The organism is Arthrobacter sp. 05T47, from assembly GCF_056395825.1.
In genome coordinates, this window is record NZ_JBFTKG010000001.1 from 246,353 (window position 1) to 265,943 (window position 19,591).

At 66.4% G+C, this 19,591-nt stretch carries 21 protein-coding genes and 1 pseudogene; 15 read left to right on the forward strand and 7 right to left on the reverse strand.

Annotated features, from left to right (window positions below; translation table 11 throughout):
* Positions 1 to 35 precede the first annotated feature (35 nt).
* Complete coding sequence (locus AC1DEY_RS01090; RefSeq protein ID WP_476866383.1) at positions 36 to 956, forward strand: NmrA family NAD(P)-binding protein; 921 nt, start codon at positions 36 to 38, stop codon at positions 954 to 956.
* A gap of 48 nt (positions 957 to 1,004) precedes the next feature.
* On the forward strand, positions 1,005 to 1,394 hold the full coding sequence (locus tag AC1DEY_RS01095) for a RidA family protein (protein ID WP_476866384.1): 390 nt from the start codon (positions 1,005 to 1,007) through the stop codon (positions 1,392 to 1,394).
* An 88-nt stretch (positions 1,395 to 1,482) separates the two neighbouring features.
* Here AC1DEY_RS01095 and AC1DEY_RS01100 read toward each other — a convergent pair whose 3' ends face one another.
* Positions 1,483 to 1,764, reverse strand: coding sequence for a hypothetical protein (locus AC1DEY_RS01100; protein ID WP_441411013.1), 282 nt, complete (start codon positions 1,762 to 1,764; stop codon positions 1,483 to 1,485).
* Between the two features lie 211 nt (positions 1,765 to 1,975).
* Here AC1DEY_RS01100 and AC1DEY_RS01105 point away from each other — a divergent pair, with 211 nt between their 5' ends.
* On the forward strand, positions 1,976 to 2,893 hold the full coding sequence (locus AC1DEY_RS01105; protein WP_476866385.1) for a ribonuclease Z: 918 nt from the start codon (positions 1,976 to 1,978) through the stop codon (positions 2,891 to 2,893).
* Between the two features lie 131 nt (positions 2,894 to 3,024).
* Here the strand turns inward: AC1DEY_RS01105 and AC1DEY_RS01110 are convergent, their stop codons facing one another.
* A complete protein-coding gene (locus tag AC1DEY_RS01110) occupies positions 3,025 to 4,158 on the reverse strand; it encodes an ABC transporter substrate-binding protein (protein WP_476866386.1) in 1,134 nt (377 codons plus the stop codon).
* 394 nt (positions 4,159 to 4,552) lie between these two features.
* Here AC1DEY_RS01110 and AC1DEY_RS01115 point away from each other — a divergent pair, with 394 nt between their 5' ends.
* Both AC1DEY_RS01115 and AC1DEY_RS01120 read left to right on the forward strand, forming a co-directional pair.
* Positions 4,553 to 5,365 carry an MBL fold metallo-hydrolase gene (locus AC1DEY_RS01115; protein ID WP_476866387.1) on the forward strand — a complete coding sequence of 271 codons (813 nt, stop codon included), beginning with the start codon at positions 4,553 to 4,555 and terminating at the stop codon, positions 5,363 to 5,365.
* 226 nt (positions 5,366 to 5,591) lie between these two features.
* Positions 5,592 to 6,110 (forward strand): DUF1269 domain-containing protein, encoded by a 519-nt coding sequence (locus AC1DEY_RS01120; protein ID WP_441411009.1) that lies wholly within the window; start codon positions 5,592 to 5,594, stop codon positions 6,108 to 6,110.
* Between the two features lie 112 nt (positions 6,111 to 6,222).
* Here AC1DEY_RS01120 and AC1DEY_RS01125 read toward each other — a convergent pair.
* Together AC1DEY_RS01125 and AC1DEY_RS01130 are read right to left on the reverse strand one after the other, a co-directional pair.
* Positions 6,223 to 6,944 (reverse strand): annotated as a pseudogene (locus AC1DEY_RS01125) (dienelactone hydrolase family protein).
* A gap of 162 nt (positions 6,945 to 7,106) precedes the next feature.
* Positions 7,107 to 7,382 carry a hypothetical protein gene (locus tag AC1DEY_RS01130; RefSeq protein WP_476866388.1) on the reverse strand — a complete coding sequence of 92 codons (276 nt, stop codon included), beginning with the start codon at positions 7,380 to 7,382 and terminating at the stop codon, positions 7,107 to 7,109.
* 365 nt (positions 7,383 to 7,747) lie between these two features.
* Here AC1DEY_RS01130 and AC1DEY_RS01135 point away from each other — a divergent pair, with 365 nt between their 5' ends.
* The 8 genes from AC1DEY_RS01135 (at position 7,748) to AC1DEY_RS01170 (ending at position 14,413) form a co-directional block, all read left to right on the forward strand.
* The gene (locus AC1DEY_RS01135) at positions 7,748 to 9,436 is read left to right on the forward strand and encodes an FAD-dependent oxidoreductase (RefSeq protein ID WP_476866389.1); all 1,689 of its coding nucleotides are present in this window, start codon (positions 7,748 to 7,750) and stop codon (positions 9,434 to 9,436) included.
* Entirely contained in the window at positions 9,433 to 10,200 is a 768-nt protein-coding gene (locus AC1DEY_RS01140; RefSeq protein ID WP_476866390.1) for a cytochrome P450 family protein, read from the forward strand. The genes AC1DEY_RS01135 and AC1DEY_RS01140 overlap by 4 nt, the downstream gene beginning before the upstream one ends.
* On the forward strand, positions 10,197 to 10,685 hold the full coding sequence (locus tag AC1DEY_RS01145) for a cytochrome P450 (protein WP_476866391.1): 489 nt from the start codon (positions 10,197 to 10,199) through the stop codon (positions 10,683 to 10,685). The genes AC1DEY_RS01140 and AC1DEY_RS01145 overlap by 4 nt, the downstream gene beginning before the upstream one ends.
* Before the next feature lie 92 nt (positions 10,686 to 10,777).
* On the forward strand, positions 10,778 to 11,410 hold the full coding sequence (locus AC1DEY_RS01150; RefSeq protein WP_476866392.1) for a GAP family protein: 633 nt from the start codon (positions 10,778 to 10,780) through the stop codon (positions 11,408 to 11,410).
* 120 nt (positions 11,411 to 11,530) lie between these two features.
* Positions 11,531 to 12,388, forward strand: a complete 858-nt coding sequence (locus tag AC1DEY_RS01155) for a prephenate dehydratase (protein WP_476866393.1) — start codon at positions 11,531 to 11,533, stop codon at positions 12,386 to 12,388.
* A 76-nt stretch (positions 12,389 to 12,464) separates the two neighbouring features.
* Positions 12,465 to 13,043: an HhH-GPD-type base excision DNA repair protein gene (locus AC1DEY_RS01160; RefSeq protein WP_476866394.1), complete on the forward strand. Its 579-nt coding sequence runs from the start codon at positions 12,465 to 12,467 to the stop codon at positions 13,041 to 13,043.
* 252 nt (positions 13,044 to 13,295) lie between these two features.
* Positions 13,296 to 13,790 (forward strand): DUF4386 family protein, encoded by a 495-nt coding sequence (locus tag AC1DEY_RS01165; RefSeq protein WP_476866566.1) that lies wholly within the window; start codon positions 13,296 to 13,298, stop codon positions 13,788 to 13,790.
* Positions 13,791 to 13,840: 50 nt separating this feature from the next.
* On the forward strand, positions 13,841 to 14,413 hold the full coding sequence (locus AC1DEY_RS01170) for a TOPRIM nucleotidyl transferase/hydrolase domain-containing protein (protein ID WP_476866395.1): 573 nt from the start codon (positions 13,841 to 13,843) through the stop codon (positions 14,411 to 14,413).
* Between the two features lie 30 nt (positions 14,414 to 14,443).
* On the opposite strand, the gene AC1DEY_RS01175 is transcribed toward AC1DEY_RS01170, so the two are convergent.
* Complete coding sequence (locus AC1DEY_RS01175; RefSeq protein WP_476866396.1) at positions 14,444 to 15,052, reverse strand: TetR/AcrR family transcriptional regulator; 609 nt, start codon at positions 15,050 to 15,052, stop codon at positions 14,444 to 14,446.
* A gap of 154 nt (positions 15,053 to 15,206) precedes the next feature.
* Here AC1DEY_RS01175 and AC1DEY_RS01180 point away from each other — a divergent pair, with 154 nt between their 5' ends.
* Both AC1DEY_RS01180 and AC1DEY_RS01185 read left to right on the forward strand, forming a co-directional pair.
* The gene (locus AC1DEY_RS01180; protein WP_476866397.1) at positions 15,207 to 16,664 is read left to right on the forward strand and encodes an APC family permease; all 1,458 of its coding nucleotides are present in this window, start codon (positions 15,207 to 15,209) and stop codon (positions 16,662 to 16,664) included.
* The gene (locus tag AC1DEY_RS01185; RefSeq protein ID WP_476866398.1) at positions 16,654 to 18,297 is read left to right on the forward strand and encodes an amidohydrolase; all 1,644 of its coding nucleotides are present in this window, start codon (positions 16,654 to 16,656) and stop codon (positions 18,295 to 18,297) included. The genes AC1DEY_RS01180 and AC1DEY_RS01185 overlap by 11 nt, the downstream gene beginning before the upstream one ends.
* Before the next feature lie 140 nt (positions 18,298 to 18,437).
* Here the strand turns inward: AC1DEY_RS01185 and AC1DEY_RS01190 are convergent, their stop codons facing one another.
* Together AC1DEY_RS01190 and AC1DEY_RS01195 are read right to left on the reverse strand one after the other, a co-directional pair.
* On the reverse strand, positions 18,438 to 18,830 hold the full coding sequence (locus tag AC1DEY_RS01190; protein ID WP_476866399.1) for a VOC family protein: 393 nt from the start codon (positions 18,828 to 18,830) through the stop codon (positions 18,438 to 18,440).
* A 136-nt stretch (positions 18,831 to 18,966) separates the two neighbouring features.
* Positions 18,967 to 19,581 (reverse strand): TetR/AcrR family transcriptional regulator, encoded by a 615-nt coding sequence (locus AC1DEY_RS01195; RefSeq protein WP_476866400.1) that lies wholly within the window; start codon positions 19,579 to 19,581, stop codon positions 18,967 to 18,969.
* Positions 19,582 to 19,591 lie beyond the last annotated feature (10 nt).

Here is a 19,591-nt window from a genome sequence, read left to right on the forward strand (position 1 = left end):
TAAAATTCCGGCAGAGATCACTTGAGGTGCGAACCATGACCGCGACAACACCCACCCCGGGCACCGTCCTGCTGGCCGGCGCCACCGGCGATCTCGGTGGCCGGATCCTGCGGAATCTGCTCGGCCTTGGAGCCACTGTTCGGGTCCTGACAAGGCCGGAAACCAGCACCGCCCGGATTGCACAACTCCGCACCCAGGGAGCCGAGGTCATCCAGACCGGTTATGACGATCCGGACGGCCTCCGAACGGCCTGCAAGGATGTTGATTGCGTGGTCTCAGCAATCAACGGTGTCGACAACGCCATCTTCGATGCCCAATCGCTTTTGCTCGAGGCGGCCGCAGCAGTCGGCGTGCCGCGCTTCATTCCCTCCGATTTCTCCATTGACTACCGCGGCATCCGGCCCCGAAGCAACCGAAACCTACAGCTCCGCCGAGACTTCGCACAGCGGCTGGACGCAACCGAGATCCGGGCCACGTCGATCCTCAACGGCGCCTTCACAGACATGCTCTCCGGGCAGGCACCAATGATCCTGTTCTCCCGGCACCGTGTGCTCTTCTGGTCCGACCCGGACCAGGTACTCGACTTCACCACCAAAGACGACACCGCCGCCTTCACGGCCGCCGCCGCCCTCGACGGGCGGGCGCCCCGCGTCCTCCAGATCGCCGGGGACCAGGTCACGGCACGGGCACTGGCATCCACCATGACCGACCTGACAGGCACACAATTCCGGCTTCTCTACGCGGGCAGCGTAGGTTCCCTGACCACAATGAGCCGGGCAGTAAAAGCCCTCATGCCCGCCTCCGACAAGCCGTTCCCGCCGTGGCAGGGCATGCAGTACTTCGCCAGCATGTTCAGCGGCGACGCGAATCTGCAATACGTCAACAACCACCGCTATGGCCGCCGGACGTGGACCACCGCCCGGGACATCCTGGAACAGCACCACCAACAGAACTGACCGTTCACAAACGCGCCCGAGAATTGTTCACTTTCAGGAGGGCATTCCATGACTATCAAACGCACGATTTCCGGGCCGGGAGTTCCCGGAGGCTTCCCCTTCAGCCTGGCCACCGAAGCAAATGGTGTCTGCTTCGTCAGCGGCATGCCGGCACTGGGTCCAGACGGCCTCTTCCTGGAGGGATCCTTCGAGGAAGAGACCGCGCTGGCCTGGCACAACGTCATGATGATCACCCGCGCTGCTGGTTTTGCGGTCGAGGAAATCGTGTACGTGCAGTGCGTCGTAGCTGACATGGCCGACTACAACAGCCTGAATGCGTGGTGGCGGCAGCAGTTCCCGGATCCCTCAACGGCTCCGTCCCGGTTCACTTTCCAGGCCGGCGCCCTTCCTTTCGGCGCCAAGATCGAAATCCAAGCGGTGGCCGCGGACGGCACTTGAAGCGACGCCGGAGTGACGCGAAATGAGGCTCCCCTCGACGCGGGAGACGACAGAAAGTCTCCTCCCATCTCGGACGGTGGACCTCTTCTCAGGTGAGGGCCGGGCGACGCGCCAGGATGTAGTCGACGGCGGCGGGTCCGGTTGTGCGCAACCCGGGGCGAATGAAGCGCCGTGCCACACGACGTCGTTCGCCGAGGCCCAGCCCACTCATGGCTGCCCAGAACGCCCGGGAGGGCGCGGGTTGCTCGTTTTGGAGAAGACACCAGCTGATATACACCCCGTACATTTCGTCTTCGGCCAGGCCATGATGGGGATCCGGGTCCGCAGCGATGCACGTGTTGACGAAGTAGGCGTAGTTCGAAGCTGTCACGTCTGTGTGCCTTTTCTGTCGGGGAGTAACCGGACCTGCTTGCCCGCAAGTCGGTCAGCCGGCGCGGACTGAAGCGATTCGTAGCAGCACCGGACACGGATGGGTCGGGACTGTGCGCCCGCCGGTCCACCCTTCCGGGCACTCGCGGCGCGGGAACCGAAACTGGCCAAGTCCCATCCCGTCGTCGCCATCGAGTGGCACACTGGACCACATGCGTGAGTTCGTCGTCCTCGGCACCGCCTCGCAGGTCCCCACCCGCACCCGCAACCACAACGGGTATCTGCTGCGCTGGGATGGCGAGGACATTCTCTTCGACCCCGGAGAAGGCACGCAGCGGCAGATGATCCACGCCGGAGTCACCGTCTCCCAGATCACGCGCATCTGCCTCACACACGTGCACGGCGACCACTGCTATGGCCTCCCCGGCGTCCTTTCCCGCATGGCCCTTGACAAGGTCAGCCACCCCATCCACCTGCACTATCCTGCCGCCGGGGAGGACACCGTCCGTGCCCTCGTGTCGGTCGCGTCCCGCGGCATTGATCTCCGGCTGCATCCGCACGGAAGCCATGCCTTCAGGGGCAGCGAACACGACACTGCCGAGCCGATCGCCCCTGGCCTGGAGATCAGGGAACTGAGTCACCGCATCGAGACCTATGGCTATCGCTTTGTGGAGCCCGACGCGCGCACGCTCCTTCCCGACCGGCTCGTGGCAGCCGGGATTGCGGGATCCGACGTCGGCCGCCTGGTGCGCCAGGGCAGCCTGGGCGGCGTGAGCCTGGAGGACGTCAGCGAGCCGCGGCCCGGTCAACGTTTCGCCTTCGTGATGGATACCGCGCCGTGCCAAGGCGCAGAAGAACTGGCGGAGGGCGCCGATCTGCTCGTCACCGAGTGCACGTTCAGCGACGGCGACGCCGGGCTCGCCGCGCAGTTCCGTCACCTCACCGCCGGGCAGGCGGGCGAGTTGGCCGCATCGGCGGGCGCTGGAACCCTCGTCCTGACCCACTTTTCTGCGCGCTACGGGGACGTTACCCCTCTCGCCGAGCAGGCCCGGGGCCACGCCGGTGAAGCAAGGGTGGTTGCCGTCAACGACCTCGACCGCATCGCCTTTCCGCCACGCCGGGCGTTCTAGCCGTTGCGCGGAATAGTCGCCGGACGGTCCGGCGTCGAGCCCCCGCCAGGATGTTGCCCTCCCCCGCATGAACGCGTGCCCGGTGCCAGGGCCTTCCTGGTCCGGGCACCGGGCCGCCTAGTCTCGGCGGTTCACTCCTGGCCGAGGCCTGCAGCAGAGGTCTTCTTGCCCTCCACCTCGTTCAAGGCACGGAGGTCGAAGATGCCGTTGATGTCGGCGGTCTTGGTGGTGCCGGCATCGACGCCGTCCTGCAGAAGCTTCTTGTAGGTTCCGGCGAGCGGGTCCGTGGTGAAGGTGATGTTCTGCAGTGCGCGGTCGATCACCTTGGCGGAAAGTGGCTTGCCGGCGGTGTCCTTGAGGACTGCGTTGATGGTGCTGGCCTTCTCTTCAGCCGATGCCGAGTTCAGCCAGTTCACGGATTCCACGTGGCCCTTGAGCAGGGCCTTGACGGTCTCCGGGTGTTCGGCAGCAAACTTCTTGTTGACGATCAGGATGGTGGTGGTGAATTCGCCCTTGTCCCAGAGGTTCTTCTCGTCCACCAGGACCTTGGCTCCGGCTTCGAGGACCAAACGCGAGGCCCACGGCTCCGGCAGCCACGCGCCGTCGAGCTTGCCGTCCTGGAACAGCTTCAGGGTCTGGGCGTTCTCGGTCGGGTTGATGGTGACGTCACCGCTGCCATCCGGGTTTGTCTTGTAGCCCTGGTGGCCGAGCCAGGCGCGGAGGGCCACGTCCTGGGTGCCGCCAAGCTGCGGCGAGGCGAGGACCTTGCCCTTGAGGTCGGCTGCGGAGTTGATGCCGGGCTTGACCACCAGCTGGGCGCCGCCTGCCGCGGCGCCGGCGATGATGCTGATCGACTCGCCCTTGCTCTTGATGAAGGAGTTGATGGCCGGGTTGGGCCCAACGTAGGTGGCGTCGATGGCCCCGGCGTTCAGGGCCTCGATCGCGGCCGGGCCGGCGTTGAAGATCTGCGTGCTGAGCTTGGTGGCGCCAAGGTCCTTGGCGATGATGCCCTTGCTGGTGCCGACCAGGGCTGGGCCGTGTGTCACGTTGCTGAAGTATCCCAGCCTGAGCTCGGCGGCGGGTGACGTGGCGGGGGCCTGCGCAGCTTCGTTGCTGCGGGAGACGGCGGAGGCTACTGCGGCGCCTGCGCCGATGAGCAGGACGAGGCCGACTGCCAGGCTGATCGAAAGGGTGCGGCGTCGCTTGGGCTTGGGAGACTCGCCCGCGACAATTCGCGTGGTCGAGTCGTCATGGGGGGATGACACAGACGTATTCCTTTGGGGAGAGGGGAAGGCCTGGATGGTGCAACAGGCCTGCGAACAGAGAGTGCTGAGGATGATCTGCCGGCTGCCAGTGGCCGTCGGCGAGTGAGGCCCGGGCGTCCGGTGCGGCGGACTACTGCTCGGGCTTCAGCATGGATTGAGATTACGGATGCCGCTGCATGGGTTCAACGAGCCATGACACCAGCGGTAATTGGGCGACGCGGAAGTTAATGTGCCGACGTGCAGCCTAATGCAGAGACTAAAACCTTCATCTGGTGGTACCCGGGGTCCCTCTTCCAAAGGGACTTTCGCGTGCCATAGTCTGGGCACGCCAGCGTGCGTCCGGCGGCGACGAAGGCGGAAAGCTGGACACGAGACGTTTAGAAGGGACCTAACCATGCTGATCTGCGCAGCCTGCGCCGTGGAACGCGACGAACCTGCCCCGGACGTCTGCCCGATCTGCGCCGACGAGCGGCAGTATGTGCCCGAGGACGGACAAAAGTGGCTCACACTGGACGGGCTGGAGCAGGAGGGCCAGCAGACATTGCTGAAGGAGAATGAGCCCGGTCTTATCGGGATCACGACAGAGCCGACAGTCGGGATCGGCCAGACCGCTCAGCTTGTGGTGACGCCCGACGGTTCGCTGCTGTGGGATCCGGTCGGATATGTCGATGACGGGGTTGCGGCGGCAGTGCTCGAGCGAGGCCCGGTCCTGGCGGTCGCCGCCAGCCATCCACACATGTTTGGTGTACAGGTCGAATGGTCGCGCCGGCTCGGTGGCGTCCCCGTACTGGTGGCGGACGCAGACCGGCGATGGCTGGGGCGCACCGATCCGATGGTCGAGTACTGGTCTGGCAGTCAAACTATCGCCGAAGGGCTGGCACTGCACCAGACCGGAGGGCACTTTCCGGGCAGCGCGGTGGTGCACTGGGCCGCTGGGGCGGGCGGCAGAGGAGTTTTGCTGACCGGTGACAGCGTGTTTCCGAATCCAGACCGTCGGACCATCTCCTTCATGCGCAGCTACCCGAATCGTTTGCCGCTCTCCGGTGAGGTGGCACTGCGAATCACCGCCCAGCTGGGAGAGCTCACGTTCGACCGGATCTACGGCAACTTCAACAATGTAGTCGCGTCCGGGGCCAAGGCGATGCTGCACGATTCCGCCCAACGGCACGCTTCTTGGGCGCGAGGAGACTTCGACCATTTGACCTGAACGGTCCATCTCTCGTCACTTGCCGGAAAGGTGCCTTAAGGCCCTGCCGGTGCGCGGCTGTCGGGGAAAGTGTTGGACCTACGCAAGGACCGGTGTGCATACCGCCACGGTCTGGGCGGGACAGGCCGTCCACCGAGGAGAAATCGGCAGCACCGCCCGTCCCAAGAGTGTCGACTAAGAAGCGGAGTGGCCGCTACGCCGGCCGGAACCGAGTGGAGGACGAACCATGTCAGATCACAACTACACCTTGTTCGTGTCGTCGTACGCCGACGCGGGCTCGGCGGCAGAGGATTTCAAGGCGATCAAGAGCCTGGATGACGCCGCCGTGGCGGCGGCGGTGGTCCTGTCGCGTGACGCCTCGGGCCAGACAGAGGTCAAGGAACACGGCGGCGGACTGGTCGCCGGCGGCACAACAGCCGGCGCCATCGGCGGGCTCGTGGTCGGATTGTTCGCTCCGCCACTCCTGCTGTCCGGCGTGATCGGTGCAGGGATCGGCGCGGGTGCCGGCGCCATCGCGAAGCGTCACGAGGAGAAGTCCATCGGCGTCAACGCGGAGGATTGGCTGCCGCCGGGCTCCTCGGCGCTGGTTGCCGTCGTCGATGATCTCTACCTCGACCGTGTCGACAGGGCGATCGAGAAGGCCACCAAGAAAGTCAGCAAGGCCGTCGAAAGTGGTGACTACGACGCCGTGGTCAAGGCAGTGAACGAGGGCGACGAGAAGATCATCGAGGCCGCTTCGTCCTGACCGTCAGTCGCGCCAGCGCGAAGCAGGTGTGGCCGCGCCACAGACAGGTAACCGGCGGCGAAACCGACAGCAGCCCCTGATGCCAGTCCCCTTCGCCCTGGCGTGCAGTGTGTCATTGCGCATCCCCCTCGGCGGCCAGGTATTGCCGAAAGAAGGCAAGGACGCGCCTGCGCGCGTCAGTGGCGGAGGGCTCGTGATAGCCGGCCGCAACCAGCCTGGCCAGCAATTTGTCCCCGAAAGTCAGGTCCGAGGGTCCATGCTGGTTGAGGAAGCCGTGGCCGGCGTCAGGATAGACCTTATGTCGTGGTCGATCCCGGCGGTGGCCAGCAGCGGCTCCAGACGGGCTGGTGCCTTGCGCACGCCGGGCCATCGGTCCCTGCCCCCGTAGCTCCCAACGATCGGGCAGGCCCGAGGCAGTGCGCGCGCTGTCTCCTCGTCGAAACCGCCGTAGTTCACGCTGGCCACGGCGAAGTCATGATCAGGGGCCAGCATGATGGCGAAGCCGCCGCCCATGCAGAAGCCGATCACCCCGACGCGGCCCGTGCAGTCTTCCCGTCGGGCCAACCAGGAGCGGGTGGCGTCCAGGTCGCCGAGGGGCCGCCAGCCACGGATGAGGGACCATAGGCAAGCGGCCCTGCTACCCCAGTAGAACAAGTCTGGAGCCACCGCGAGGAACCCTTCGCTGGCCAGCCAGTCGGCCTGTTCGCGGGTATCGGGACTCAAGCCAAGCGCGTCGTGGATGACCACGACGCCGGGCCAGGGCCCCTCACCGGCCGGTGTCGCGGAGTAGGCAGGCATTGCTCCGCGTTCAGTGCTAATGCTCACGTCGACCATGGGGGCCTCCTGGGCGCCCGGATTAGTGATTACCTGCTAACCGGCTTACCAGCGTCGCACCGGTCGCGGGAGAGTCGTTGGCCCCTGCAAATGGAGCAGGCTGGCCGAGGCTGGCGTTCCTTGGCTGCCCCATGCCTGGTCGGGAGCCTGGGTGGGCGTCTGCTAGCGCCCGATGCAGACGGCGAGATCGAGATGGATGTCGTTATCAGCGACAAAGCGATCCTGGAGGTAGCGGGCAAGGCTCGCGTCGGTGGCAGTATGAACGCTTTGAGCGATCGCTCCGCGCAGCACAGCCTGGGTATCGGTGGACTTGACGACGTCCAGCGGCGCCCACCCACGATGGCCGCCGGTAAGGCGTTCTAAATCTGTGCGGAACGAACGCTTGTGTTCTTCGCGGACGGTAGCGTGCATGGTGAACGGGACATAGGGAGTGGGCAAGGAGGTCCTTTCACGAGGCAGCCGGTCGTCGACGCCTCACTTGGGACAAGACGGTTACAGCCCAGGTAATTCCCCTAAATCAGCCAAGGAGTCCAGGATCACGGCGCAGGAAATGGTCGCTCCGCTACCCTGACCGCGAAATCGGGAAGCCACGGCCCGCGCTCGGCCCAGTCCGGCCGCAGGCCTCTTCCGCCGCTTGCTTCCGGAGCCTACACTCTTGAAATCGAATCGAGTGCGGGCCCCGTTTTGCTGCGCCTGCCAGGGCGGAAACCCTGACAGGGCCGGATCGGCCCGACTGGATCGGAAGAGGCGCCGGCTGGTTGGCCGCCGGGCGGCGCAAGCCCTGCTAGAGGGAGAAAAGCGGCATGAGGGTCCTCGTCGATCTCACCAAATGCCAGGGCTACGCCCAGTGTGCCTTCCTCGCCCCGGATGTCTTCACGATTCAGGGGGACGAGGCACTGACTTACGACCCGCACCCTGACGGGGCGCATCTGACGGGGATCCGGCGGGCCGCCGCCGCGTGTCCGGTTCAGGCCATCCGGCTGGAACAGCCGGACGGGCAGGACGGGTCGCTGCATCCGGACACACGACCGGCGACGGCTGTTCCGGCCGAGGACAGCGGGAGCACCTTTAAGAGAACTGGACGGATCGTCGTCGTGGGGGCGTCGATGGCGGGGCTGCGCGCGGCGGAGCGCTTGCGCGAGGAAGGGTTCACCGGTTCGCTGACTCTGGTCGGCGAGGAGCCGCACGAGCCCTACGACCGGCCTCCGTTGTCCAAACAGGTCCTGGCCGGGTCGGCGCCCCTGGAAGACACCTCGCTGCCACGCCATCGTGATATCCGCGCGACTTGGCGGCTGGGTGTGGCGGCTACCGGGCTCGACCTGGCTGCCAAGCAGCTTCAGCTCGCCGACGGCAGCCGGATCGGATTCGACAAACTGTTGATCGCCACCGGCCTGCGGTCGCGCCCATGGCCTAACCCTGCGGAGGCGGCCCTTGCAGGAGTGATGACATTGCGCACCCGGGAGGACGCCGCAACCCTGCGCCAGCACCTCGCGGGGCGTCCGCGTCGGGTGCTGGTCATCGGCGCCGGTTTCATCGGGTGCGAGGTCGCGTCCGTGTGCCGGGAACTTGGCCTGACGGTCACGGTGGCCGAAGCCGGGCCGGCCCCGCTCGTCGCTGCCCTGGGCGGGGTGATCGGCGCAGTCGCCGGGGAACTGCAGATCGAGAATGGCGTGGACCTGCGATGCGGCGTCCGCGTCCTGTCCCTCGAGGGTGATGCCACCGGACAGCTGCGCCGTGCCGTGCTGTCCGACGGCACAACGCTTGAGGTGGATGTGGCGGTCGCCGCGCTGGGCTCGGTCCGCAATGTCGAATGGCTCGCAGATTCCGGCCTGGCGTGCGGCGTGTGGGGCGTCGCGTGCGACGCCGGCTGCCGGGCGTTCGACGCGAACGGGCTGGTCACCGATGACGTGTTTGTCGCCGGCGACATAGCGCGCGCCCCGCAGCCGATGTACGGCTACCAATTCCTCGCCGTCGAGCACTGGGGAAACGCCATCTCCCAGGCCGAGGTCGCGGCACACAACATGGTCAGCCGCGGGACCGAACGGTGGCCGCATCTGGAGGTGCCGAAATTCTGGTCAGCCCAGTTCGGCACCGAAATCAAGAGCGTCGGGGTGCCCTCGGTGGCCGATGAGGTCGCCATCGTCCAAGGATCGGTGGACACGCGCCGGTTCCTGGCCGTCTATGGCTACAAGGGCCGCATCGTGGCGGCGGTCGCCTTCAACCAGAACAAGTGGCTCGATTTCTACGAACCGCTGATCGAGCAGGCCGCACCCTTCCCGCCGACATTCCACCACATCGATGAGTCAGTCCAGGCCCGGCCCGTACCGGCCGGTTTCAAGCCCGCTGTCAGCCCTACCCAGGACGCGACCGTCGTCGTGACCGGTCACGATCCCAATGAACGCCGCGCCAGACTGACCAACTCCGCGGCCGGTGACACGCCATCACGGAAACCCACAGAGTCCTCCTCGCGATTGAAGGAGCCTTCACCATGAGCCAGGGCAGCACCTGGGAGCAGATCCTCGACTTCTCGAACCGGGCCAACCCCTACCCGTTTTACGACGAGCTCCGCAGGACTCCCGTGACCCGGCTTCCGGACGGAAGCTACCTCGTAAGCACCTACGCGGAGATCGCCGCCCTGCTGCACGACCAGAGGGTCAGTTCCGACATCAGCCGCAATCCGGCGGCCGCCGCTGCGGGCGCAGCCGCCGTCGGCGACGACAATGACGACGGCGGCGGCCCGGGCATGTCTCCGACTTTCCTCAGCATGGACCCTCCTGAACATGACAAGTCCCGCCGGATCACCATGCGCCACTTCGGACCGCCTACGACGCCGGGCAGGGTCGCCGGGATGGAGGCGAGGATGACGGAAATTGTCACCGACCTGATCGATGACATGGCGGACCGCAACCGGATCGACGTCGTCGATGATCTGGCCTATCCGCTGCCCGTCACGGTGATCTGCGAATTACTCGGGGTGCCCCCGGGCGACGAACAGCGTTTCCGGGTCTGGGTGGATGTAGCCCTGGAATCCACAGATCCCGGACTCGATCCCGGGACACAGCAAGAAAAGAGGGCCGAGGCCGGCAAAGAACTGCGCACGTTCATGGAAGAACTGGTCGAAGCCCACCGGCAGACACCGGGCCCGGACCTGCTCTCGGCGATGGCCACCGATGACGGCCCGGAAGGCCGCATGCCGGACGAACAACTGGTGAGCACCGGACTTCTTCTGCTCATCGCCGGACATGAAACACCGTGAACCTCATCTCCAACGGCGCACTGACGTTGCTCCGCCACCCAGCCGAACTCCAACGGCTACGCAACGATCCCGACCTCGCCATCCCGATGGTCGAGGAATTGCTCCGCTACGAACCGCCCGTACACTTCGTCCCTTTCCGCACGGCCCTCGACGACATCGACATCGCCGGCACCACCATCCCCGCCGGCGCCTCGATCACTTTGGTCCTGGCTTCGGGGAACCGCGACCCCGCCCACGTCACCAACCCCGATCTCTTCATCCCGGACCGGCGCAACAACCAACACCTCGGCTTCGGCGGCGGCATCCACATCTGCTTCGGCGCACCGCTGGCCCGGCTCGAAGCCCAGATCGCCCTCACCGCGTTCGCCACCAGGCTGGAGAACCCGCGGCTTGTTTCCGATCCGCCCCCATACCGGCCGAGCCCGTTCCTCCGCGGACCCGCTCATCTCCTCATCGACATCGACGGCATCACCGCCGGTCAGTAGGGAGAAGCGCGAATGCATGCCGAAGCGGCGTCTGGCCCCGATGTTGGGGCGTCCGGGTGCTAGACGTCCTGGGAGAGACACTGCCCCTGGCGGTGGGCATCGCGTTGAGTCCGGTGCCCATCCTGGCCGTGGTGTTGCTGTTGGTCGCGCCGAACAAAGGATCGGCGGGAGCCGCGTTTCTGGCAGGGCGGCTGCTGGGCGTCGTGCTCGTTGTCGGCCTGTTCGCCGTGGTGTCCGACGTCATCGAGCTATCATCCGGTGGTGCTTCGCCGTTTGTCGCGGTGACGCGGATCATCGTGGGAGCGGCACTCGCTTTCCTTGCTGTTGCCAAATGGAGCCGTCGGCCGGGACCCGAGGAGGAGCCGGAATTGCCCGGGTGGATGAGCTCGATTGAGGACAGCACCCCGGGGAGGGGTTTTGGTCTCGCCATCCTGCTCTCAGTCGCAAACCCGAAAGAGTTGCTGCTCGGGTTAGGCGCTGGCTTCACCCTGGGCAGCGCCGGACTCCCGATCGGGACCACGATAGTAGCTGTCCTCATCTTCACGCTGATCGCGTGTCTGAGCGTGATGACTCCGGTTGTCGCGTTCTTGGCGGCAGGCGAACGGATGCGCGGCCCGTTGGAATCGGCACGAACACTCCTCGTCCGGCACAACACCGTGATCATGAGCGTGATCCTGCTGATTATTGCCGCCGCCCTGATCGGCGGTGGGATCGCTGACCTGTAGGGAGGCAAACCATCCGAGGGTCGTCAGGACAGCGCGGGCGCTGGCCCGGCGCCCCCTCTTGGTGACCTCGGCGCGACGCGGTTTGGGCTGGCGGGGGTGGGTCGTGAAAGCATACGGATTGTGACCCAGAAAATTGCGTACCAGGGTGAGCCCGGCGCCAACTCCCATATCGCGTGCAAGCAGATGTTCCCCGAACTGGAAAGCGTCCCGTGCGCCAGCTTCGAGGACGTCTTTGAACTGGTGTCCAGCGGTGAGGCTGATCTGGCGATGATCCCCATCGAGAACTCGATTGCCGGCCGTGTGGCGGATATCCACATCCTTCTCCCCGCGTCCCGTCTGCAGATCGTCGGCGAGTTCTTCCTGCCCATCCACTTCGACCTGCTTGGCATCCCCGGCAGCACCATCGAGGCCGCCACCGAGGTCCACAGCCACATTCACGCGCTGGGCCAGTGCAGGCGCCTGATCCGTGAAGCACGGTTGCGCCCCGTCATCGCCGGCGACACAGCGGGATCGGCCCGCGAAGTGCGGGAGTGGAACGATCCCGCGAAACTCTCCCTCGCTCCCCCGCTCGCGGCCCAGATCTACGGCCTGGAAGTGCTGGCCTCCCGGGTCGAGGACGACCCGTCCAACACCACCCGCTTTGTGGTCCTGGCGCGGGAAGCCGAACTGCCCACCCGGGACGAGTTGCCCGGAGAGGCAGTGACCAGTTTCGTCTTCCGGGTCCGGAACGTCCCGTCCGCTCTCTATAAAGCTCTTGGCGGTTTTGCCACCAACGGCGTGAACATGACCCGGCTGGAGAGCTACATGGTGGGCAACGAGTTTGCTGCCACCATGTTCATGGCCGACGTCGAGGGCCACCCGGCGGACCTGCCCCTGCAACTGGCCTTGGAGGAACTGGCGTTCTTCACCGCCGAGGTCCGGATTCTCGGTGTGTATGCCGCCGCAGAGTTCAGGACACTTCAGGCAGCACGCAGCTGACCTCCCTGCCGAATCGAACCATTCGGCCAGTCACACGTGCCATGACGTGGCTCGGAGCAGGTGGGAGGATAGGCGCATGGAACTGCACATCACTGGCGACCCCGCCGCCGACCAGCTGCTCAGCAATGACGCGTTCGCACTCCTCACCGGCATGCTGCTTGACCAGCAGGTGACCATGGAGTCTGCGTTTGCCGGACCCGAAAAGATCCGCACACGCCTGGGGTCCATGTCCCCGGCCGCAATCGCCGAGCATGACCCGGCAGGCTTTGTTGAGATGTTCAAGGAGCGTCCTTCCGTCCACCGCTTCCCGAGCTCGATGGCCAGCCGCGTCCAGGACCTCGCCGCGACCGTCCAGCGCGATTGGAACGGGGACGCAACGGCCATCTGGAACCAGGACCACCCGGACGGCCAGGAAGTGCTGCGCAGGCTCAAGGAACTGCCGGGCTTCGGCGAGCAAAAGGCAAAGATCTTCCTCGCCCTGCTTGGCAAGCAGTGTGGACTCCAGGCGCAAGGCTGGCGTGAGGCTGCTGGCCCCTACGGCCAGGAGGACGCATTTCTTTCAGTCGCCGACATCGTGGACCCTGAGTCGCTGAAGAAAGTGCGCGCCAACAAGCAGGCCGCCAAGGCAGCCATCAAAGCCGCAAAAGACAACTGAGCGCTGATAAGAATGGCGTGAGCCAAAGGGCACGTGGTCGGGAAGGCGGCGGTCCATGAACGCACAGAACACCACCCGTTGGATCCGGGCCGGGTTGTGGACCTTGCCCCTTTACGGCCTGATCACCGCCTGGGCCACGCTTGAGCCCCAGCCGGACCAGCAAAAGGATCCGACGCCTGGGCGCGGTTCGTCAGCTCGGACTCTTATCAAACCAGCCACCTGTTCGGCAGCACGGGAGGCACCATCCTCTCGATCTTCGGGGTCCTCGCGCTGGGCTGCTGCCTGGCCAGCAGCCGCGTCGGCCGCCTGGCACTGGCCGCCACCGTCATCACCATCGCGGGAACCGCCTTGTTGATGGTCCCCGCCGCCCTCTCCACTTTCGCCACCCCCGCGATCGGGAAGGCCTATCTGGAAGGGAACCGGGACGTCATGCTGTTGGAGTTTCCAGCCGCCATGACGGCCTCGTTCCTGCTCGGGCTCCTGCTCGCGTTCCTTGGCAACGTCTTGCTCGGGGTCGCAGTCTGGCAGTCCCGGACGCTCCCGCGCTGGGCCGGGGTCCTCTGGGTGGCCGGCGCCGTCCTGTTCTACGTCCTGGGCGTCATGCTGGGGCAGGCGACCACGGGCAGCAGCCTTCCCACCCAGCCGGCCGGTGCCCTGCTCATGGCCGCATCGGGCGGCTGGATAGCGTGGAGCCAGTCCCGGCAGGTCCAGCCCGACGCGGCCGTCCCCGCGGCCGGCGCGGGCTGACCCGGCGACACGAGGGCCGCCCGCGGCTGGGCGTCCGACATACTGGTTCCATGCAGGCGACTTCGGTGCAGGCGACTTCGGTGCAGGCGACCACGGTGTTGGTCGAGGGCGAGAGTGACCGGCTGGCGGTCGAGACGCTGGCTTTGCGCCTTGGCCAGGACCTGACAGCCATGCGGGTCTCGGTGGTGCCCATGGGAGGCGCGACCAGTATCGTCCACTTCCTCGACCGCTACGGCCCGAACGGTGCGGGCCACCGGCTGCTGGGCCTGTGCGACGCAGGGGAATCCCGCGGCATCGCCCGTGCGCTCGGCCGGGCAGGCATCGGCTCCGGTTCACTGGCCGAGCGTGGGTTCCACGTCTGTGAGGCCGATCTTGAGGACGAGCTCATCCGCTGCCTTGGGATCGATGCCGTGCTCAACGTCATCGAGGCTCAAGGCGAGCTCGCGTCATTCCGGCTCCTCCAACGGCAGCCCTCACTGCGGGAGCGGCCAACAACAGAACAGTTGCGCCGGTTCTTCGGAGGACGCAGCGGCAACAAGGTCCGGTACGCGCCGCTGCTGGTCCAGGCACTGCCGGCCGGAGATGCGCCTCCGCCGCTGGCCAGCCTCGTTGCATCATTCTGACTTGGCGTCCGCAGCGCGCCCATTGCGGCATTACCGGGCCAGCTTGGACCGGAGCCCGCCGATTACCACATCCAGGCCGAAGTCGAAGGCGTGCCCGCCCCTTTCCTCCGCCGGCCCGGCATGGCCAAGTGCCCGCTTGAGCGTGGGATAGCCCTCCGCCGGCGGGTCCCAGACAACTTCCGGAGCGGCCAGGTCCAGGGCTGCGCCCAGGGCGAAGCTGTCGATCGTGGAGATGGCCGCCACCACATCCCGCCCCCGGAAGCCCGCCCCCTCGAGGGCCAGCGCGAGGTCCTCGTAGAGTCCTATGACGGCCGGATCGGTGATGGACTGCAGCACCAGCAGCGGCGCCAGCCGCGGATGGCGGGCAAACGCGTCCCGATAGGCGCGGATCAGGACCCGCAAGGCTGCTTCCCAGTTGCTATGGTCCACCGGCGGATACGGCACTTCGGTGATGATCCGGTGGCGCAAGAGTTCCAGGATCTGATCCCTGCCGCTGACGTGGTTGTAAATGGAGGACTGGCTTACGCCGATCCGCTTCGCCAGTTTCGGAAAGCTGAAATCGCCGCTCTCGTCCACCAGGTCCAGGGCGGCCGTGGTCAGGGCATCCACGGATATCAGCGGGAGGAGCGGGCGCCCCATGGGATCTCCTGACTGCAGCTCTTGAAGGTCAATCACAGCCTAGTCGGCGGGGCTCGGCGTCGTCGTTTTTGGGAAAACTATTGTGCTCTGCGCCACACACATTCATACTAAACGAAAGCCTTTCGTTTAGTGGGCTCCAAGAAAGGACGGACCAGTGCCGGATACCCAAACCAAACCACCAAAGTCGTCCGCGGACGGCGCCCTCAAGCGCAACGCCCTGGGCACGGGCGGTATTGCCTTCCTCGTCATTTCGGCCGCAGCACCGCTCACCGTCATGGCAGGCGTGGCGCCGGTAGCCATCGGCGTGGGCGGCATCGGCGCCCCGGCCGGCTACCTGCTGGCGGGCATCGTGCTCACCCTCTTCGCCATCGGCTTCATGGCGATGACCCGCCACGTCAAAGCATCCGGCGGCTTCTACACGTACATTTCGCTGGCCATGGGCAAGACCATCGGGCTGGCCTCCGCCATCCTGGCGATCGTCTCCTACAACTGCCTCCAGATCGGCGTCTACGGTCTTTTCGCCGTCCAGACCCACGATATGTTCCAGGTGCTCTTCGGGCTCGAGGTGCCGTGGCCCGCCATCGCGCTGGCCGCCGTCGTAGCCGTGTGGTTCCTCGGCTACCGGGGCATCGACGTGGGAGCGAAGGTACTCGGGGTACTCCTGGTGGCCGAGACGGGCATCCTCGCCGTGATGGGGGTGGGCATCCTCAGCAGCGGCGGAGCCCACGGGATCAGCATGGGTTCCTTCAGTCCGGACCAGGCGTTTGGACCCGGCGTCCTGGCGATCCTTGGCATCTGCTTCGCCGCCTTCATGGGCTTCGAGTCCACGGTGCTTTACCGCTCCGAAGCCCGGAACCCGGACAAGTCCGTGCCGCGGGCCATGTACATCGCCGTCGGCTTCATGTCCGTCTTCTACGCCTTCATCGTGTGGACCGTCATCCAGGCATACGGCGAAGACCGCGCCGTGGAAGCCGCCGGTGAACTGGCCGGCGGGATGTTCTTCCAGACCATCAACCACTACGTGGGTCCGTGGGCCGAAGTGGTGATGTACCTGCTGATTGTCACCAGCGTCTACGCATCGCAGCTTGCCTTCCACAACGCGATCAACCGCTACGTGTACATGCTGGCCCGCGACGGCGTGCTGCCGTCCTTCCTCGGCCGGACCCACCGCCGGTTCCAGTCCCCGCACCGGGCCGGGCAGCTGCAGACAGTTCTGGCCGCGGTGGTGATCACCATTTGCGCCCTGCTCAACGCCGACCCCTACCAGCAGCTGCTGATCTGGGTGAACACGCCGGGCATCTTCGGCATCGTGGGGCTCCAGGGCCTGGTGTCGGTGGCGGCCTTCCTTTACCTGCGCCGGAACCCCGCGGCGGCGACGCACAAGCTGATGGTGCCGCTCAGCCTGGCCTCGGCCATCCTGCTCTTCGGCGTGGTGATGCTGATCGGCCTGAACATCGAGCTGCTCACCTTCGCTGACGCCCTGACCAATACCCTCCTCATCCTGGTGACGCCCCTCGTCTTCATCGCCGGGCTCCTGGCCGCCCGCTGGGTGCGCCGCCACCGTCCCGGGACCTTCGCACGGATTGGAAGCTTCGAAACCCATGAATCCTGATGTGATCATCCTCGCCGACACCGTCCACACGATGGACGGCTGGCCCGCCGACAGTCCCGCGCCGCAGGCGGTGGCCGTCCAGGGCGGCGTGATTGCCGCCGTCGGGAGCCGTTCCGACGCCGAAAGCTGGCCGGCAGCGGAAGTCATCGATTTCGGCGCAACCGTTCTGACCCCCGGCCTCGTGGACTGCCACATGCACCCCGTGTTGGGACTGGAACTGACGCGCGGCTGCGACTTGTCCGGCGCCAGGGACCTTGCCGAGGTGCGCGAACTGTTGCGCGCCGAAGCGGCAGCAACTCCCTCAGGGGATTGGGTGCGGGGATGGGGCCTGGACCCCAATGTGTTCGGAACCGCTGCTCCCGCGCGCGAGCTGATTGACGACGTCGTCGCCGGGAGGCCGTGCCTGCTCCGGCTCTTCGACGGGCATTCCGCGCTTGCCAGTTCCCGTGCCCTCGAAATCGCCGGGGTCACCGGACCGCGGGCCTTTGAGCAGGCGTCTGAGGTGGTGTGTGACGGAAGCGGCAGGCCCACGGGGCTCCTCCTGGAAGCCGCGGCCGTCGAGCTCGTTGCGCAGGTGATGCCGGCGGAGTCCTTCGGCGAGCGAAAGGCGAGGCTCGCTGACCTCTTCCAGCAGTTCGCCCGGTCCGGGCTGACGGGCGCCCACGTGATGGACTGCGGGGAGGGTTCGCTGGAGCTCTTCCGCGCCCTCGACGATGACCTGGACGGCGGCCTCCCGCTGCGACTGCGGATCTCGCCGTGGTGCATGCCCGGCAGCGGCGAGGAAGACTGGGACCTCCTTTCGGAACAGATCGGACTGGGCGGAAAGCGCTGGGAGGTGGCCGGCATCAAGCTGTTCGTCGACGGGACGGTGGACAACGGCACGGCCTGGCTGATTGAGCCCGATGCCTATGGGGAATCGGTGGCCCCGTTTTGGCCGCGCCCCGAGGAGTACGCGGCGGCCGTGCGGTACTTCGCCGGCCGTGGCATTCCCACCGCTACCCACGCCATCGGCGACGCCGGCGTGGCCGCAGTTCTGGACGCCTTCGAGTCCCTGCCGCCCGCGGTGCGGTCGGTTGCGCCGTCGGCCGTGCATCGGATCGAACACCTCGAAACCGTCCCGGACGCCCTCATCGGGCGGTTCTCCCGTTCGGGTCTGGTGGCCAGCATGCAGCCCACGCACTGCACCCACTACTCCCGCGCCGACCATACGGACAACTGGTCCACCCGGCTCGGAAACGAACGGGCGAACAACGCCTGGCGGTGCGCGGACCTCCGCGCGGCGGGAACCACCCTGGGGCTCGGCTCCGACTGGCCGATAGCCCCGTTCGAACCGCTGCCCATCCTGGCGGACGCGCAATTACGACGGCGGGCCGGCCGCCTGGGCGAACAGCCGATCGCCCCGGGCCAGGCCCTCACTGCACGGCAGGCGCTCGAGGGCTACACCTCGCACGCTGCCAGGGCTGCCGGGCAGTGGGCTGTCTCCGGGTCGGTCACTGTAGGCAAGCGCGCGGATTTCACGGTGTTCGACGTCGATCCGCTGTCCGTCGCCCCGGATGACCTGGCTGCCGCGCAGGCACTGGCCACGGTCGTGGACGGGCGGGTCCAGCACCTGGCGGTGGGGTCGTTCCGGTAGGAATGGGCGTCCGCGCGGCCAGTGGGTTGACCCGCGGCCGCGCGGCCAGGGAGCTGGCCCGGGCAGGGCGTCCGGCGAGCTGACCCACGGCCGCGCGGCCAGGGAGCTGGCCCGGGCAGGGCGTCCGGCGCAAGAGTGATTTACGCGTTGGTTCCGGGCTGGTAGGTGCCGGCGCTCCATTCCTGTCCCTCCGGATCAAGCACTCGACTGCGCCGGGCGCCCCAGGGGGTATCTTCGGGCTCGATCACGGAGGTTCCGCCCGCCGCGAGGGCCTTCTGATGAAATGCGTCGACGTCCTCGACCAGAAGATAGAGTCCCTGGCCGGTCGATTGACCGATCAGGGACGGCCGCTGGTACGCGGCGTCGCTGCTAGCCACCATCAGCACCGCCTCCCCCATGCGAATCTCGGCGTGCAGCACCGTCCCTGCAGGGCCGTCCTGCCGGTAAATGACGTCAAATCCCACTGCCTGGAGCCAGTTCAGGGCTGCCGGCGCGTCACTGTAGCTCAGATAGGCGAAGAGCTTGGCGTCCATGCAGGAATGTTATTCCCTAGCGCAGCCGTCCGGAACAGCCCGCCGGGACCACGCACCGGCGGGCGCCACCGCTTCACCAGCAGTTCCAGAGCCCTTGGACTCCACTGATCCCCCCGGGCCCGGGTAGGGGCCCTGCCTAGCCTTCGTCGCAGAGCAGGTGGTACCAGCTGTCGGCCAGAAGCTCGAGTGCGTGTTCGCGGTGCGGCTCGAGTTTGCGGCGGGTCCAGAGCGTAGCGACGTAGTCCAGCTGTGTAAAGGCAAGCGTTCCGCGGATGTGGTGCGTTTCCTCTGAGAAGCGGCCGGCCAGCTGCATGCCGCGGACGATGTCGGCGATAACTTCCTCATGCCATCCCCGGACCAGGTCCCGTACCTCGCGATCAACCGCGGCGGCCTCGTCCAGCACGTCGAGGTATGGACGGAAGACCGGCCAGAGCGCCGAGCGCGACTCGAGCCAGGCAAGGATGTCCGGCAGCCGGCCCCCTCGGACCACGTCGACGAGTTCGACGGCGGTTGTCGCCCGGTCTGGGCCATCCGCACGGTCGAGCACGGCGTTAACGCGTGCCATGAAGTCCCTCATGAGATCGGCACGCGAAGGGTAGTGCGCGTAGAAGGTCGCCCGGGTGGTCCCGGCAGCCACGGCGATCTCGTCGATCGTCGTCGCCGCATAGCCCTTCTGGGTGAAGAGTTCGAGCGCCCGGTCGATGATCACGTCGCGGGTCAGCTGTTTCTGGGCTTCTCGCAGCGACGACATGAATTAATCC